14 protein-coding genes are annotated in these 14,903 nt (G+C 59.8%); 7 read left to right on the top strand and 7 right to left on the bottom strand.

Features of this window, described 5'->3' with window-relative positions:
* Positions 1-20: 20 nt before the first annotated feature.
* Together BMZ57_RS18010 and BMZ57_RS18005 are read right to left on the bottom strand one after the other, a co-directional pair.
* A complete protein-coding gene (locus tag BMZ57_RS18010; protein ID WP_010210385.1) occupies positions 21-896 on the bottom strand; it encodes a transporter in 876 nt (291 codons plus the stop codon).
* Between the two features lie 111 nt (positions 897-1,007).
* Entirely contained in the window at positions 1,008-1,979 is a 972-nt protein-coding gene (locus BMZ57_RS18005) for a helix-turn-helix transcriptional regulator (RefSeq protein ID WP_047541984.1), read from the bottom strand.
* A 213-nt stretch (positions 1,980-2,192) separates the two neighbouring features.
* Between BMZ57_RS18005 and BMZ57_RS18000 the strand changes: the two genes are divergently transcribed.
* Positions 2,193-2,705 carry a GNAT family N-acetyltransferase gene (locus BMZ57_RS18000; protein WP_010210387.1) on the top strand — a complete coding sequence of 171 codons (513 nt, stop codon included), beginning with the start codon at positions 2,193-2,195 and terminating at the stop codon, positions 2,703-2,705.
* Here the strand turns inward: BMZ57_RS18000 and BMZ57_RS17995 are convergent.
* The 3 genes from BMZ57_RS17995 to ccoN form a co-directional block, all read right to left on the bottom strand.
* A complete protein-coding gene (locus tag BMZ57_RS17995; protein WP_010210388.1) occupies positions 2,702-3,391 on the bottom strand; it encodes an aspartate/glutamate racemase family protein in 690 nt (229 codons plus the stop codon). The genes BMZ57_RS18000 and BMZ57_RS17995 overlap by 4 nt on opposite strands.
* Positions 3,392-3,481: 90 nt before the next feature.
* The gene (locus tag BMZ57_RS17990; RefSeq protein ID WP_069673034.1) at positions 3,482-3,691 is read right to left on the bottom strand and encodes a cbb3-type cytochrome c oxidase subunit 3; all 210 of its coding nucleotides are present in this window, start codon (positions 3,689-3,691) and stop codon (positions 3,482-3,484) included.
* A gap of 1 nt (position 3,692) precedes the next feature.
* Entirely contained in the window at positions 3,693-5,120 is a 1,428-nt protein-coding gene (gene ccoN, locus BMZ57_RS17985; RefSeq protein WP_044287216.1) for a cytochrome-c oxidase, cbb3-type subunit I, read from the bottom strand.
* Positions 5,121-5,286: 166 nt separating this feature from the next.
* Here ccoN and BMZ57_RS17980 point away from each other — a divergent pair, with 166 nt between their 5' ends.
* The gene (locus tag BMZ57_RS17980; protein WP_044287215.1) at positions 5,287-5,781 is read left to right on the top strand and encodes a hypothetical protein; all 495 of its coding nucleotides are present in this window, start codon (positions 5,287-5,289) and stop codon (positions 5,779-5,781) included.
* Between the two features lie 89 nt (positions 5,782-5,870).
* Positions 5,871-6,542 (top strand): DUF3313 domain-containing protein, encoded by a 672-nt coding sequence (locus BMZ57_RS17975; protein WP_010210394.1) that lies wholly within the window; start codon positions 5,871-5,873, stop codon positions 6,540-6,542.
* Between the two features lie 49 nt (positions 6,543-6,591).
* Here BMZ57_RS17975 and BMZ57_RS17970 read toward each other — a convergent pair whose 3' ends face one another.
* Positions 6,592-7,992 (bottom strand): DUF1254 domain-containing protein, encoded by a 1,401-nt coding sequence (locus tag BMZ57_RS17970; protein ID WP_069673035.1) that lies wholly within the window; start codon positions 7,990-7,992, stop codon positions 6,592-6,594.
* Between the two features lie 162 nt (positions 7,993-8,154).
* Complete coding sequence (locus BMZ57_RS17965; protein ID WP_010210396.1) at positions 8,155-8,511, bottom strand: response regulator; 357 nt, start codon at positions 8,509-8,511, stop codon at positions 8,155-8,157.
* A 240-nt stretch (positions 8,512-8,751) separates the two neighbouring features.
* Here BMZ57_RS17965 and BMZ57_RS17960 point away from each other — a divergent pair, with 240 nt between their 5' ends.
* Genes BMZ57_RS17960 through BMZ57_RS17945 form a run of 4 tightly spaced genes read left to right on the top strand, consistent with a single transcriptional unit; the run spans position 8,752 to position 14,875 of the window.
* Entirely contained in the window at positions 8,752-12,255 is a 3,504-nt protein-coding gene (locus tag BMZ57_RS17960) for a response regulator (RefSeq protein ID WP_021493129.1), read from the top strand.
* A complete protein-coding gene (locus tag BMZ57_RS17955; RefSeq protein ID WP_010210399.1) occupies positions 12,256-13,086 on the top strand; it encodes a CheR family methyltransferase in 831 nt (276 codons plus the stop codon).
* Entirely contained in the window at positions 13,083-13,688 is a 606-nt protein-coding gene (locus tag BMZ57_RS17950; protein ID WP_010210400.1) for a chemotaxis protein CheB, read from the top strand. Before BMZ57_RS17955 ends, BMZ57_RS17950 begins: the two co-directional genes overlap by 4 nt.
* Complete coding sequence (locus tag BMZ57_RS17945) at positions 13,682-14,875, top strand: hybrid sensor histidine kinase/response regulator (RefSeq protein WP_069673036.1); 1,194 nt, start codon at positions 13,682-13,684, stop codon at positions 14,873-14,875. Before BMZ57_RS17950 ends, BMZ57_RS17945 begins: the two co-directional genes overlap by 7 nt.
* The last annotated feature ends 28 nt before the right edge of the window (positions 14,876-14,903 follow it).

The raw sequence follows: 14,903 nt of genomic DNA, 5'->3' as shown, positions 1-14,903 counted from the left end.
ATCAAGCTCCAGGACAGAGGTCAGAACACATGGACCAGGCGCAACAACGCGTCGGTTCCTGCATAACCGTTGGCGGTGGCGACGTTTTGCGAGAGGCTGAACATCACTTGGTTCTGCTTATCGAGCCAATGCCCGACCTCGAACCCGACCTGGGTGTAGCGCTTGCGGGTGTCGTCGATCGATCGATTGTCGATGCGCAGTGCGCCACCCGTGGCCTGGATCAGGCGCAGGGCACCGTAGGTGACGGGCGTGAAATCGTAGGAGGCGAAGGCTTGCAGGCGGTACAACGGGTCTTGCTTGAGCTCGCTGCCCAGGTAGTCGTCATTCTTGCCGTACAGCTGGGCTTCGAGATTGGCTTCCAGTACCCACTTCTCACCGATGCCACGGGTGTAGTTGTAGACCAAGGTTGCGCCCCAGCGATTGGCGCCGGGGGACACATCCGGCTGCGTGCGGTGGTATTCGCCCAGCGGCAGCGTGATCAGGGTTAACAGGCCGCTGTAGGTGCGTGACGTCGGATCGTTGATGAAAAACAGCGTGCCACCCAACTGCGGGTCACCGAACCCGCTTTCATCGGTGCGCCGGCTGGCCCCTGGCAGCCGAGCATCGATATCGGCGAACGGCAGGATAAATTGCGGGGTGCAGAGGGTGCCGCACGCGTCAGTGAAATAGACCTGGCGGTAGGCGATGGCATTGACCTTGAGGTCGGCCTTGCCAGTGCTGTCGGCCGGGCCACGGAAGTCTTGGGCGCGAGTGCCAGGCAGGTACAACACGCCAAGGCTGGTGCCGGATGGTGCGCTGAAAAAATCGCGCGCGTTAAGATCGGCTGCTTGACTGTCCAGGCACAGCAGCGTGCCCCCCAGCAGCAGCGGTAGATGACGCAGATGGGTGTGAGTCATGGCAAGGCATCTCGTGTGATGGCGGCGTGCAGCGATCGGCTGAAAACGGGCAACAGTCGCCCGTGACCGTCAAAGCGACGGTGTGAGAACCCGTAGGAAAAGTGCTGCGGATCAGTCGGGCGGGGCGTGCATCAGGTGTGCGATGTGCGCTTTGTCCTTGACCCCAAGCTTGCTGTAGATGGCGCGGATGTGATGGCGCACCGTATTGGGCGACAAGCCCAGGTCGCGGGCGACTTCCTTGTACGTCTTGCCCTCGCCAAAGCCTTGGGCAACGTCGTTTTCCCGTGGGCTGAGCTGGGGCAGTACCCGGTGGCCCCGTGCGGCCAGCAGCAATTGATCGCCCACCCCCCAGACCTGGAGATGGATGTGCTTGCCTTCATACCCGCGTTCATCCACCGGCACGGGTAGCGTCGGGCCACTCCAGCCTGGCCATTCACTGAGCAACAAATCGACGAAACCGCGCTCGGCGCACTGCAACACCCCCCGCGCGTCGCAGACCGCCAGCGCCAGGTTTCGGGGGTTGCTAAGGGTTTCACGCATGGCCACCAGCGTACGGATCTGGTTCGCTGACACGGCCGCCACCAGATGCAGCATCAGATTATCGAGCAGAAGGCAATCTTGCGCGGTAAACCCCGGGGCCCCGGGCTTGCGGTACAGGGTCAAGTGATCACTGAGGCAGGTGTGGGGGGCGATATGGATCACGCACAACAACTGGCCGATCCCGTAGCGTTCTCCCAGCCAATTCAAGCCTGCACCGCTGCCGGGGTCGCGCATGTCAATGATCACAGCCTGACCGGGCGTAGCATGGGAGCGGCCGAAGGTCACATCCAGATGGCGGATCGACTGCCAGTCGGTCAGGTAACCCGGTGGCAGCTGGTACAGGCAGCTGCTGTGTTCTTCCGGCAGATTATCGATCACCGCAGAGCGCCCCCACCAGGCGCAGTCGAAAGCCAGTAACTGGCTGATCCGCGCCAGGGCTTGTGGCTGGAAATGCTCGATCTCCTGGTGCTGGGCCAGTCGCTGCAGATCCAGGACCAGCGTGCTGAAGGCCTGCAACAGACCTGTGGGTTCAAGACGGCTCATGAGCGTTCCTCTGTGGGGCTTTCTTATTGTTCTGGTCACAGGGTGAGAGGCCGGTAGCAGGGCCCGGCCCAAGTATCGTTGCAGGAAAGGATGGCCGCTATCGTTCAGATGCAGGATGCGGCCGATTGATATGTGGGACGTTTCCGTGGTCGTCAGCGCAGCGCTTTTCCCCCTAAACTGCTCGGCCACGTGTCTTTCAAAGGATGAAACACAATGCACACACCTGAACCTCATATCGTGATCCAGCGCTTCACCGAGGCCCACCTTGAGGGCGTCGCCGCGCTCTATAACGAACCGGCCGTGTGCCGTCAGGTGCTGCAAATGCCTTTCCAGTCGGTCGAGGCGTGGCGTAACAAGCTGGTACAGGACAACGAACGGCGGCTGCAGCTGGTGGCCGTGCACGGTGGTGAAGTGATCGGCCAGCTTGGCTTGGAACAATACCTGCGGGTACGCCGAGCCCATGTCGGTTCATTCGGCATGGGCGTGGCGACGGCGTGGCAGGGCAAAGGGGTCGGCTCGCGCCTGCTGACGGCCGCGCTGGACGTGGCCGACAACTGGATGAACCTGCGCCGAGTGGAACTCACGGTGTACGCCGACAACGACGCGGCCCAGGCGCTGTACCGCAAATTCGGCTTTGAGGTCGAAGGCGTGTTGCGCGATTACGCCCTGCGTGACGGCCAATTTGTCGACACCGTGAGCATGGCGCGCCTGCGCACCTCGGTTTAATCCAGGGCAAACGCCACCGCAGCCTGCGCATGCAGCTCGGTGGTGTCCAGCAGCGGCAGGTCGCTGTGCTCGGGCTTGATCAACAGGCTGATTTCCGTGCAACCGAGGATGATCGCCTGGGCGCCGCGTGCGGCCAGGGACTCGATGACACCTTGGTAAACCTGGCGTGACGCATCGCTGATCACGCCGACACACAACTCTTCATAGATGATCCGGTGCACGGCCTGTCGCTCATCCGCCTCGGGCACCAGCACGGTCAGGCCCTGGGCCGTCAGCCGTGATTTGAGAAAGTCCTGCTCCATGGTAAACGCGGTGCCAAGCAGGCCGACGGTCAGCGTGCCGGCCTTCACGGCCGCCGCACCCGCCGCATCAGCGATGTGCAGGAAGGGGATCGACACCGCTGCTTCAATGCGCGGCGCGACCAAATGCATGGTGTTGGTACACAGCACCACACACTCGGCCCCGCCAGCTTGCAGACGGCGCGCGGCATCTTCGAGGATCAGTGCAGTGTCATCCCAGCGGCCGGCGTGCTGAGCCTGTTCCACCGGGCCGAAATCCACGCTGTACATCAACAGTTGCGCCGAGCGCAGCGGCCCGAGCTGGTCGCGCACGCGCTGGTTGATGATGCGGTAATACTCGGCGCTGGACTCCCAGCTCATGCCGCCGATAAGGCCGATGGTACGCATGCGATGTTCCTCACTCGGAAAGTCGCCTCACCTTACCCATCGGCCGGCAATTAGTCATACGCAGTTGGCCGCGAAATGACCGGTGCAGTTTTACATGTCCAGGTTAACCCAGCCCGGCTTGGCGTCCTCCGGCGCCACCGCGTTGATGGGCTTGCCGGTCGCCAGCTCCACGCGCCGCGCCACCTCAGGATCATCGGCAAAGGGCATCAAGCTGGCATCTTCCAGGCTCTTCTGCGACTGACCGCGCAAGCAGTACTCCACCGCGCCATACAGGCACACCACCATCAGCAGGCCCCACATCTCAGGCGATCCGCGCATCAAGCTGCGCCATGTTCACGTCAGCGACCCGCACGGTACGCCACGTGTTGTAGGCCATCAGCACCATCCCGGTGAGGAAGAACACACCACCGGCAAATCGCACCACAAACCCCGGATGGCTGGCCTGCAAGGCTTCGACAAAGGAGTAGGTGAGGGTGCCGTCATCGTTGACCGCTCGCCACATCAAGCCCTGGGTAATCCCGTTGACCCACATCGAAGCGATGTACAGCACGGTGCCGATGGTCGCGAGCCAGAAGTGCAGGTTGATCAGGGACACACTGTGCATCTGCTCGCGCCCGAACACTTTGGGGATCATGTGGTACAGCGAACCAAAGGTAATCATCGCGACCCACCCCAGGGCCCCGGCGTGTACGTGGCCGATGGTCCAATCGGTGTAGTGGGAGAGGGCATTGACGGTCTTGATCGCCATCATCGGCCCCTCGAACGTCGACATGCCGTAGAACGCCAGGGACAGCACCAGGAAGCGCAGGATCGGGTCGGTGCGCAATTTATGCCAGGCGCCGGACAAGGTCATCATGCCGTTGATCATCCCGCCCCAACTCGGCGCCAGCAAAATCAGTGACATGGCCATGCCCAACGACTGCGCCCAATCCGGCAAGGCGGTGTAGTGCAGGTGATGGGGGCCGGCCCAGATGTACAGGGTGATCAACGCCCAGAAGTGCACGATGGACAGGCGATAGGAATACACCGGACGTCCGACTTGTTTCGGCACGAAGTAATACATCATCCCCAAAAAACCGGTGGTCAAGAAAAAACCTACAGCGTTATGCCCGTACCACCACTGCACCATGGCATCGGTGGCCCCGGAATACACCGGGTACGACTTGAACCAATCCACCGGGATCGCTAAGTGGTTGACCACATGCAACATGGCGATCACCAGGATAAATGCGCCGAAAAACCAGTTACCCACGTAGATATGCCGGGTCTTGCGCCGCACCACGGTGGTAAAGAACACGATGGCATAGGCCACCCACACCACCGCCATCCACACCGCTCCAGAGAACTCGATCTCGGCGTATTCCTTGGTGGTGGTGTAGCCCAGCGGCAAGCTGATCAGCATGATCACGATCACCGACTGCCAGCCCCAGAAGGTGAACGCTGCGAGCCTGTCCGAGAACAATCGCACCTGGCAGGTGCGCTGCACCGCGTAATAGCTGGCAGCAAACTGCGCGCTGCCGGCAAAACCGAAAATCACCAGGCTGGTGTGCAAGGGCCGCAAGCGGCCGAAGGTGGTCCAGGGCAAGTCCAGGTTCATTTCCGGCCACACCAGTTGCGAGGCGATCCACACGCCCATGGCCATGCCCACCACGCCCCAGACGATAGTGGCGATAACGAATTGACGGACGACTTTGTAGTTATAGGCCTGCCCGATTGATGCTGTGCTCATGCTCAGTCCTCCCACGGTTCCAAGTGGCGGCACTGTAGGAAGCGGGGGCAAAACAAAACAGGCTCAGAAAAACCTCATTGTTGCGGATCAGTTTTAAGCCGTACGTTCAGCGGCTGCATCTGCCATGATCGGGCTTCGCAATCCGGCTCACCCAAGGAAATCTGCAATGGACGATGTACAGCAACTGGGCGAGATGCTTCGTCATTACGCCGACAGCGAAGCGCACAAAAAACAGCAATTTGACGTGCAGTCAGCCCGTTGGGCGCAAAAGCTCGATGAGTTGTTCGGCCAGATCGAGCAGTGGCTTGAGCCGGTAAAGACGGTCGGGTTGCTGGAGGTACACCGTGAAGCCTATGTTGCCAGCGGCCCCAGCGTGCCGGTGGATACGTCGACGTTCAAGACCGAGAAACTGACGGTGCAGATCACCGGCAAACCGGTGGAGTTCGTGCCCGATGTGATGGGGGTGGGTGGGTTGATCTCCGTGTCGGTCATGGGCTTGACCGCCGCGCGCCACGGCAGCGTTTCGTTGGTGTTGCCGGCGGACAAAAATGATTGGCTGTGGAAGAAGACCAATGGCCTGAAAGACCCGGACACCTTTGGCTTCGACGCGAATTTCCTCGCGTCGCAGTTGCAGAGCCTGATTCCACGCGAGAGGGCCTGAACATCTGGCGGTCGGCACAGAGTTATTTTCCCAGGATTAGCTATACCTAGAGCTCACCAATCCAGCGCCGACCGCCAGGGAGTTCACCGATGAAACTAACGCTATTGATCAGCACGCTGTGCATCACTTCGCTCGCACTGGCGGGTTGTGCCAGCAAAATCACGCAACCGGATGAATACTCCGGTTTTCTCTCGGACTACAGCCAGCTGAAAGAAGCCAAGTCGCCGTCTGGCGCTGAAGTGATGCGCTGGGTCGATCCGCAATTGGATTTAAACCGCTATAGCGCTGTGTATATCGAGCCAACGCAGTTTTACCCCAAGCCCCAGGCAACGGCAAAAATTCCGGACAGCACCTTGCGCGGTATCAACAATTACTTCAACCAGGCGCTCAAACGTGAGCTGGTCAAGTCGCTGCCCCTGGCCGAGGGCCCCGGTCCGGGTGTGATCGTAGTACGAGCGGCCATTACTGCGGTCAGCAGCAAGACCGAGGGGCTCAAACCTTATGAGTTTGTACCGGTCGCACTGGTCGCTGCCGCGGTCAGTACGGGTACTGGCATCCGTGACCAGGAAACCACCCTGGGCACCGAAGCGCAGTTTCTCGACGGTGCCAGCGGCAAGGTGCTCGCCCAGGTGGTGCGCAAAGGCACCGGCAAGCCGCTGGCTAATGATTCGCAGGTGATGAAAGCCGAGGATGTGAAAGGCGTGATCGATGGCTGGGCGTCGGATCTGCACCAGTCCTACCTCAAGTTGAAAAAACACTGAGCCCCGCGCTGGCCGGCGTGTTGGGGCAACCACCGCCGGCCAGGCAGCCCTACTTGAGCGGCGTCAGAGGCGGTAGCTTCCACTGGCCGTTACCCACTTCCGGCTTGGGCAGGTAAATGCGCAGTACGGCATAGAAGGGCGCAGGCGGCGCTGGCAACCAGTTGCTCTGTTCAGCCTTGGGTGGCTCGTGGTGCTGCAATGCCAGGGTCAGCCCACCGTCGGCGTCGCGCTTGAGGTCAGGCAACATCCGCGAATTGATCAGGTAGCGTTTTTTGTGGTTGGGCACCAGTTGCCCGGTTTTGGCGTCGTAAATGGTCAGTGACCAGAAAGCATCCGCCGGTGGCAGTTGGTCTTTGGCAAAGTGAACGGTGTAGCTGTGACGTGCGCCGTTGGCCGGTTTGCCTTCGCTGTCGACCGAGTAGGTCATGTAGGCCACTTCGTCTGCCGAGTTGCCGAACAGGCGCAGGTTGGCCCCGGCGTATCGATACAGGTAATTGTTTTTCAGGCGGTCACGGCTGCCATGCAGTTCGCCGCTGGTTACTTGATGAGTATCGATCTTGTCTTTTTTGAATGCCGCAAATTCGGCCTTGGCGTCGGCTATGCCTTCTTCCAGGGCTTTGCGTTGTTCCGCGTTCAATTGGCTCAGCTTGAACGGGGCACCCGGCGCGATGCCTATCTTGGCAAAGCGAGCCAACACGTCTTTCTCGCTGTCCTGAGGCTTGGCGTAGGCCAGCATGAAGTTCAGGTAGCGAAACAGCTGTGGGCTGTCTGTCATGGCGGCCGTGGGCTTGGGCCATTCGATTTTAGCCACCTTGTCCGGCGCCGGTTGTTTCACATAGCCGCTCAGCGGCTGCACCTTGTAGCCATTCTGGATCTGCTTGACTTTGGCCACGTCTTTTTCATCAAACAACTGCGTGCGGTAGAGCGCATACACCAGGTTGCTTTCGCTGTAGATCACCCGGTCTACGTCCACTGGCTGCTGGCCCTTCCAGTCAGGCCCCGCGACCATGTAGTGGCCGCCATTGTTGCCGGTACTGCGAGTGCCCAGGTAGGCGATGTTCTGGCTGTAAAGATCGATCAACTGCACTGAGTAATAACGATCGTCCTCGATCCGCGGCAACGTGAGCACCAACGGCTCCCTGCGCAGATCCATCCAGACGAAGGAGTAGGGCGTGTCGGGGTTGGGCTTGAATTGCGAAGTGTCTTTAGGCCCCGGCACCTGAGCGGAATGCCCCATGCGGTTAATCGGCGTCTTGAAGCGCGTGCCGCCTTGGTCAACGGCCTGGGTGTAGAGCGTCTTGTACATCTCAACGACCGGATAGCCATATAGATAGGCTTCCTTGGCGATTGCCCGGGCTTCGCCTGGGGTGGCGGTGAAGTCGGCCCAGACGCCGTTGCTCATGAGTATCGAGAGGCTCGCCAACAGCAGGCGCGTCGGTTTTCCAATCATGTTGTTACGTCCTTCCTGAGTGCATTTTGAAGAATAAGGATGAATGGCGCGGGCAGGCGCTGAGTGTCCGGTTTTACGGGCCGAAGGTCACGTTAATCTATGGACGCCTGACGTAAAAATGCCGCCCATGGGGACGGCACTCACAAACCGGTATTAAAGCGCCTACAGCATCGATTTGACTTTGTCGCGTAACTGATCGATCGAGAACGGTTTGGCGATCACTTGCATGCCGTCCGGCACGTCGATGTTCTCGGCATATCCGCTGGCAAACAGGATGGGCAGAGCAGGGCGCAATTCGCGCACCTTGGCCGCCAGTTGCTTTCCGTCCATGTCCGGCAGGCCCACGTCGGTCATCATCAGGTCAATTACCTGCCCGGTGTTTTGCACCACTGCCAGCGCCTCTTTAGCATCGGCAGCCTCCAAGACACTGAATTCCAACTCCTCCAGAACATCGACGATGAGCATGCGCACGATGGCATCGTCTTCGACGACAAGGATGGTGGAAGGGGGTGTGGACATAATATGGAATTCCCAAAAAAGGCGAGGGTTTACACGCGGCCGTTTTGATAGGCCTCTTCCTTGAGTAAGCGCGCACTTATGACAAGTTCCCGCTGGCCGTAAAAACAATGCGATAGAAAAGACCAGAGAGAATAGCCTGTTCCTTTGTAGGAATCTGTACAAAACCGTTCTAGAAAAATGGTCTTGCTTGCGACTTTGGGGCAAACTCCCGGTTTTTCCGTATTTGGCCAAGGCATGCCCATGACTCCCGCGTCGTCCGTCGATGAACAGAGCTTTCGTACCCTCCTGAGCCGAAACGTGGCACTGCCCTTGGGTGTGGGCGTGCTCAGCGCGGTGTTTTTCGTCGTCTTGATCACCTATCTGTTGTCGGTGATCCAGTGGGTGGAGCACACCGACCGGGTCATCAATAACCTCAATGAGTCGTCCAAGCTGACGGTCGACCTGGAGACCGGCATGCGCGGTTTCCTGATCACCGGCGACGAGCATTTCCTTGACCCTTATGAAGTCGCCAAGCCGCGCATCATTGCGGACCTGCGCAACCTGCAGGAGCTGGTGGCGGACAATCCGCAGCAGGTGGACCGCCTCAAGCGCCTCGAAGCCCTGCAATACGAGTGGAACAAATACGCCCAGTCGATGATTGATATGCAGCGCGAGAGCGGTGACTACCGCAGCGCAGTCAAGGCCGGCCGTGGCAAGCGCCTGACCGACGAGATCCGCAAGGAATACGATGACGCGGTGGCGATGGAGCAGCAGTTCCGCATCTCCCGCAATGAAGAAGTCACTCGCACTACCGTGATCAGCGTCACCCTGTATCTGGTATTTGTGCTGGGCCTAAGTGGTTTCCTGGCGTATATCGGCCGGAAGAATTTAGTTTCATTATCAGACAGTTACAGCGCAAACCTCGCGTCACAACAGAAGATAGCACGCCGCCTTGAGCGACAGGCCTGGCTGCGTAATGGCCAGACTGAACTGGCCGAACAAGTGCTCGGCCAACTCACATTGAACATGCTCGGCCGCAATATCCTGCAATTCTTTGCCCAGTACATGGGCTCGGCTGTCGCGGCGCTGTATGTACGTGAAGAGCATGGCGGCCTCAAGCGTATCGCCACCTATGGCTTCTCCCGAGAGCAGGAGCAAAAGGAACAGTCGATCTATAGCGACGAAGGCATCGTAGGGCAGGCAGCCCAGCTGGACCGACTGATTCGCCTGGACGACGTGCCGGTGGACTACTTCAAAGTCAGCTCCGGCCTGGGCGAAGGTTCGACCCGCAGCGTGCTGGTGATGCCGACCAGCGACGATGACCGCGTTAACGGCGTGGTCGAGTTGGGCTTCCTGCGCCCCCTGGAAGAGCGTGACGTCGAGCTGCTGGAACTGATCGCCGGAAATATCGGCACCTCCATCGAGGCCGCGCGCTATCGCCAGCGCCTGCAGGAAGTGCTGGCCGAGACCCAGCAGCTCAACGAAGAGCTGCAAGTGCAACAGGAAGAGCTCAAGACCGCCAACGAAGAGCTGGAAGAACAGTCCCGCATCCTCAAGGAATCCCAGGCCCACCTGGAAACCCAGCAGGCTGAATTGGAGCAGACCAACGAGCAACTCGCCGAGCAGACCGAAACCCTGGCCGAACAACGCGACGCCATGGACCGCAAGAACGTTGAGCTGAACAAGGCTCAACTTGAGCTGGAAGACCGCGCCGAAGAACTGGAGCGCTCCAGCAAGTACAAGTCCGAATTCCTGGCCAACATGTCCCATGAACTGCGCACGCCGCTGAACAGCTCGCTGATCCTGGCCAAATTGCTGGCGGAGAACCCCCAGGAAAACCTCAGCGCCGAACAGGTCAAGTTCGCCGAGTCGATCTATTCCGCCGGCAATGACCTGCTCAACCTGATCAATGACATCCTCGATATTTCCAAGGTCGAAGCCGGCAAGCTCGAAGTGCTCCCGGAAAACGCCAGCGTGGCACGCTTGGTGGACGGCCTGCGGGGAATGTTTGAACCGTTGGCGGCCGATCGCAAGCTGGGGTTCCAGGTGGACGTGCAGGAAGGTTCGCCGACCATGCTGTTCACCGACCGCCAGCGCCTGGAACAGATCCTCAAGAACCTGCTGTCCAACGCGATCAAGTTCACTGAACAGGGTGAGGTCAGCCTGTCAGTGTCCCGCGCGCCGGGGGAGGGCATTGCCTTCACGGTACGCGACTCCGGCATCGGCATTGCGCCGGACCAGCAGGAAAGCATCTTCGAAGCCTTCCGCCAGGCGGACGGCACCACCAACCGCCGCTATGGCGGCACCGGCCTGGGCCTGTCGATCTCCCGCGACCTGGCGACCCTGCTGGGTGGCTATATCAGCGTGAGCAGCGAACCAGGCAAGGGCAGTGTCTTCACCCTGGTAGTGCCGGAGCAGTACGTAGAACGCGAAGAAGACGCCGCGCCGATCGAGCAGCCCCGCCAAGTGGTGGTGGCGCCCGCTCCGGTTCCGACCCCTGTGAAGGTGTCCGCGTTGCCGGTAGCCGATGTTAGCCAGATCCCGCGTTTCGCCGACGACCGCGACAAGGCCCCGTTCGCCACGCGCTGCATCCTGGTGGTGGAGGATGAGCCAAACTTCGCGCGTATCCTCTTCGACTTGGCCCACGAGCTGGGCTACAACTGCCTGGTGGCGCATGGCGCCGACGAAGGCTACAGCCTGGCCGAAGAGTACATTCCCGACGCGATCCTGCTGGACATGCGCCTGCCTGACCATTCCGGGCTGACTGTGCTGCAACGTCTCAAGGAACACGCCAACACCCGCCATATCCCGGTGCACGTGATTTCCGTGGAAGACCGCGTAGAAGCCGCCATGCACATGGGCGCCATTGGGTATGCCGTCAAACCCACCACCCGCGAAGAGCTCAAGGACGTGTTCGCGCGCCTGGAAGCCAAGCTCACCCAGAAGGTCAAGCGCGTGCTGCTGGTGGAGGATGACGACCTGCAACGCGACAGCATTGCCCGCCTGATCGGCGACGATGACATCGAGATCACTGACGTCGGGTACGCCCAGGCCGCCCTGGACCTGCTGCGCACCCATATCTACGACTGCATGATCATCGACCTCAAGCTGCCGGACATGCTCGGTAACGAGCTGCTCAAGCGTATGGCGACCGAGGACATCTGCTCATTCCCGCCGGTGATCGTCTACACCGGGCGCAACCTGACCCGCGATGAAGAAGCGGAACTGCGCAAGTATTCGCGCTCGATCATCATCAAGGGTGCCCGCTCGCCAGAGCGCCTGCTGGATGAGGTCACACTCTTTCTGCACAAAGTCGAATCCCAGCTGTCTCATGACCGCCAAAAGATGCTCAAGACCGCGCGCAGCCGTGACAAGGTCTTCGAGGGGCGCAAGATCCTGCTGGTGGACGACGATGTGCGCAACATCTTCGCCCTGACCAGCGCCCTGGAGCACAAAGGCGCCGTGGTGGTGATCGGGCGTAACGGCCGTGAAGCCATCGACAAACTCAATGAAGTCGAGGACATCGACCTGGTGCTGATGGACGTGATGATGCCGGAAATGGATGGTTACGAGGCCACAGCCTTGATCCGCCAGGACCCGCGTTGGAAAAAACTGCCGATCATCGCGGTGACGGCCAAGGCCATGAAGGACGATCAGGAGCGCTGCCTGGCAGCAGGTTCCAATGACTACCTGGCCAAGCCGATCGATCTGGACCGTCTGTTCTCACTGATTCGCGTATGGCTACCGAAGATGGAACGCATTTAAGTGGAGCGAACTTTTTTGGAAAAAAGCAGCGATATTGAGCTGCGCCTGTTGATTGAGGCGATTTACCTCAAGTACAGCTACGACTTCCGCGATTACTCCGGGGCGTCGGTGAAGCGCCGCGTGGCTCACGCGCTGCGCCAGTTTGATTGTGCGACCATTTCCGCTTTGCAGGAGCGCGTGCTGCACGACCCGGCGGCGTTCATGCAGTTGTTGCAGTTCCTGACGATTCCGGTAAGCGAAATGTTTCGCGACCCGACGCACTTCCTGGCGATCCGCCAGGAAGTGGTGCCGCTGCTCAAGACCTACCCGTCGATCAAGATCTGGATCGCCGGCTGCAGCACGGGCGAGGAGGTGTACTCGATGGCCATCCTGCTGCGCGAAGAAGGCTTGCTGGAACGCACGATCATTTACGCCACCGACATCAACCCGGCGTCGCTGGATAAAGCCAAGCAGGGCATCTTTTCCCTGGAGAACGTACGCGCCTACACCGCCAACTATCAGCAGGCCGGCGGTCAACGTTCATTTGCCGACTACTACACCGCGGCCTACGATTACGCAATCTTCGATAAGACGCTGCGGGAGAATGTCACGTTTGCCGACCACAGCCTGGCAACCGATAGTGTATTCTCAGAAACCCAATTAATTTCGTGCCGCAACGTACTGATTTATTTCAATAAAAAGTTGCAGGATCGCGCGTTTGGATTGTTCCATGAGTCGCTGTGCCATCGCGGTTTCCTGGTGCTGGGCAGCAAGGAGACGCTGGATTTCTCCGTGTACGGCAAACAGTTCGAACCCTTGGTCAAACAGGAACGGATCTACCGGAAACTATGAATCAAGCGGCTGCCAGCCCGGCATCGGTCCGGGGCATAGAAGCGATCGTCATCGGCGCATCCGCCGGTGGCGTGGAGGCGTTGCTGACGATATTCGCCGAGCTGCCTGCCGATTTCGGCTTGCCGATCATCACCGTATTGCACTTGCCGGACGAGCGTCGCAGTCAATTGGCTGAGGTGTTCGACCGCCGCGTGGCCATGCCCGTGGTCGAAGCCCGCGACAAGGAAGTGATCAAGCCGGGCACCCTGTACTTTGCCGGACCCGGCTATCACCTGTCGGTGGAGCATGACCGCAGTTTGTCCTTGAGCCAGGAAGACCGTGTGCACCATTCACGGCCAGCCATTGATTACCTCTTCGAATCCGCCGCCGATGCCTATGGCAAGGGCCTGCTCGCCATTCTGTTGACCGGCGCCAACCATGACGGCGCCCGCGGCTTGGCCCACGTGAAGCAACACGGTGGAACTACAGTGGTGCAAGACCCCACTGAAGCACGCGTTGCCGTCATGCCTCGCGCAGCCCTGGCGCTGCACACACCCGACCACATTCTGACGCTGAGCCGCATTGGCTCATTGCTGGCTTCCCTGGAATATTCCCCATGTTAAGTACTGTCCAGGCCAAACTGCTGATCGTCGACGATCTGCCGGAAAACCTGCTGGCCCTGGAAGCGCTGATCAAGCGCGAGGACCGCCAGGTATTCAAGGCATTGAGCGCAGACGAGGCCTTGTCCCTGTTGCTGGAGCATGAGTTCGCCATGGCGATTCTCGATGTGCAAATGCCCGGCATGAACGGTTTCGAGCTGGCCGAACTGATGCGCGGAACCGAAAAGACCAAGAACATCCCGATTGTGTTTGTCAGCGCAGCCGGCCGTGAACTCAATTACGCGTTCAAAGGTTATGAAAGCGGTGCCGTGGATTTCCTGCACAAGCCGCTGGATATTCATGCGGTGAAGAGCAAGGTCAATGTATTTGTCGACCTGTACCGCCAAAGCAAGGCGATGAAACTGCAGGTCGAGGCCCTGGAGCGCAGCCGTCGTGAGCAGGAGTTGTTGCTGACACGCCTGCAAGCCACTCAGGCGGAGCTTGAACAAGCCGTGCGCATGCGTGACGACTTCATGTCAATCGTCGCCCACGAAGTACGTACGCCCCTCAACGGCCTGATCCTGGAGACCCAGTTGCGCAAGATGCACCTGGCCCGGGACAACGCCGCCGCGTTCACCCTGGACAAGATGCACGCCATGGTCGACCGCGATGAACGCCAGATCCAGAGCCTGATCCGCCTGATCGAAGACATGCTCGATGTGTCGCGCATCCGCACCGGCAAATTATCGATACGCCCGGCGCGTTTCGACCTGGCCCAGCTTGTCAGCAACCTGGTGGAGAACTTCGCGCCCCAGGTCGCAGCGGCTGGCTCGACCATGGCATTGGTTGCCGACGGCCCGGTAGAGGGCCATTGGGACGAATTCCGCATCGAGCAGGTGGTGACCAACCTACTGACCAACGCGCTGCGTTACGGCGCCAAAAGCCCGGTCGAGGTGCGCGTGTACAGCGAACATGGCGAAGCGCGGGTAGAGGTGCGCGACCATGGGATTGGCATCAGCGCAGAAAACCAGAAGCGTATTTTCCAACAGTTCGAGCGCGTGTCCGCCAGCCAAGTGGCGGCGGGCCTGGGCCTTGGGCTGTTTATTTCCGAGCAGATCGTTGCAGCCCATGGTGGCACCATCGAGGTCGAGAGCCAGATAGGCGAGGGCGCCTTGTTCCGGGTATGCCTGCCGTTGCAGGCCTCGGCATGAATTCAATCGTCACCTCAACGCAACCTCT

This window comes from Pseudomonas simiae (assembly GCF_900111895.1).
Taxonomy (GTDB): Bacteria; Pseudomonadota; Gammaproteobacteria; order Pseudomonadales; family Pseudomonadaceae; genus Aquipseudomonas; species Aquipseudomonas simiae.
Note: the sequence above shows the minus strand (reverse complement) of the source record. Positions and strands in the feature narration are given on the sequence as shown.

Excerpts from the sequence above, each read along its gene's own strand:
- BMZ57_RS17990 (WP_069673034.1), bottom strand. The coding sequence starts at position 3,691 with ATGTGGGGCCTGCTGATGGTGGTGTGCCTGTATGGCGCGGTGGAGTAC.
- BMZ57_RS17995 (WP_010210388.1), bottom strand. The coding sequence starts at position 3,391 with ATGCGTACCATCGGCCTTATCGGCGGCATGAGCTGGGAGTCCAGCGCC.
- BMZ57_RS18010 (WP_010210385.1), bottom strand. The coding sequence starts at position 896 with ATGACTCACACCCATCTGCGTCATCTACCGCTGCTGCTGGGGGGCACG.
- BMZ57_RS17965 (WP_010210396.1), bottom strand. The coding sequence starts at position 8,511 with ATGTCCACACCCCCTTCCACCATCCTTGTCGTCGAAGACGATGCCATC.
- BMZ57_RS17945 (WP_069673036.1), top strand. The coding sequence starts at position 13,682 with ATGTTAAGTACTGTCCAGGCCAAACTGCTGATCGTCGACGATCTGCCG.
- BMZ57_RS18000 (WP_010210387.1), top strand. The coding sequence starts at position 2,193 with ATGCACACACCTGAACCTCATATCGTGATCCAGCGCTTCACCGAGGCC.
- BMZ57_RS17980 (WP_044287215.1), top strand. The coding sequence starts at position 5,287 with ATGGACGATGTACAGCAACTGGGCGAGATGCTTCGTCATTACGCCGAC.
- BMZ57_RS18005 (WP_047541984.1), bottom strand. The coding sequence starts at position 1,979 with ATGAGCCGTCTTGAACCCACAGGTCTGTTGCAGGCCTTCAGCACGCTG.
- BMZ57_RS17960 (WP_021493129.1), top strand. The coding sequence starts at position 8,752 with ATGACTCCCGCGTCGTCCGTCGATGAACAGAGCTTTCGTACCCTCCTG.
- ccoN (WP_044287216.1), bottom strand. The coding sequence starts at position 5,120 with ATGAGCACAGCATCAATCGGGCAGGCCTATAACTACAAAGTCGTCCGT.
- BMZ57_RS17950 (WP_010210400.1), top strand. The coding sequence starts at position 13,083 with ATGAATCAAGCGGCTGCCAGCCCGGCATCGGTCCGGGGCATAGAAGCG.
- BMZ57_RS17970 (WP_069673035.1), bottom strand. The coding sequence starts at position 7,992 with ATGATTGGAAAACCGACGCGCCTGCTGTTGGCGAGCCTCTCGATACTC.
- BMZ57_RS17975 (WP_010210394.1), top strand. The coding sequence starts at position 5,871 with ATGAAACTAACGCTATTGATCAGCACGCTGTGCATCACTTCGCTCGCA.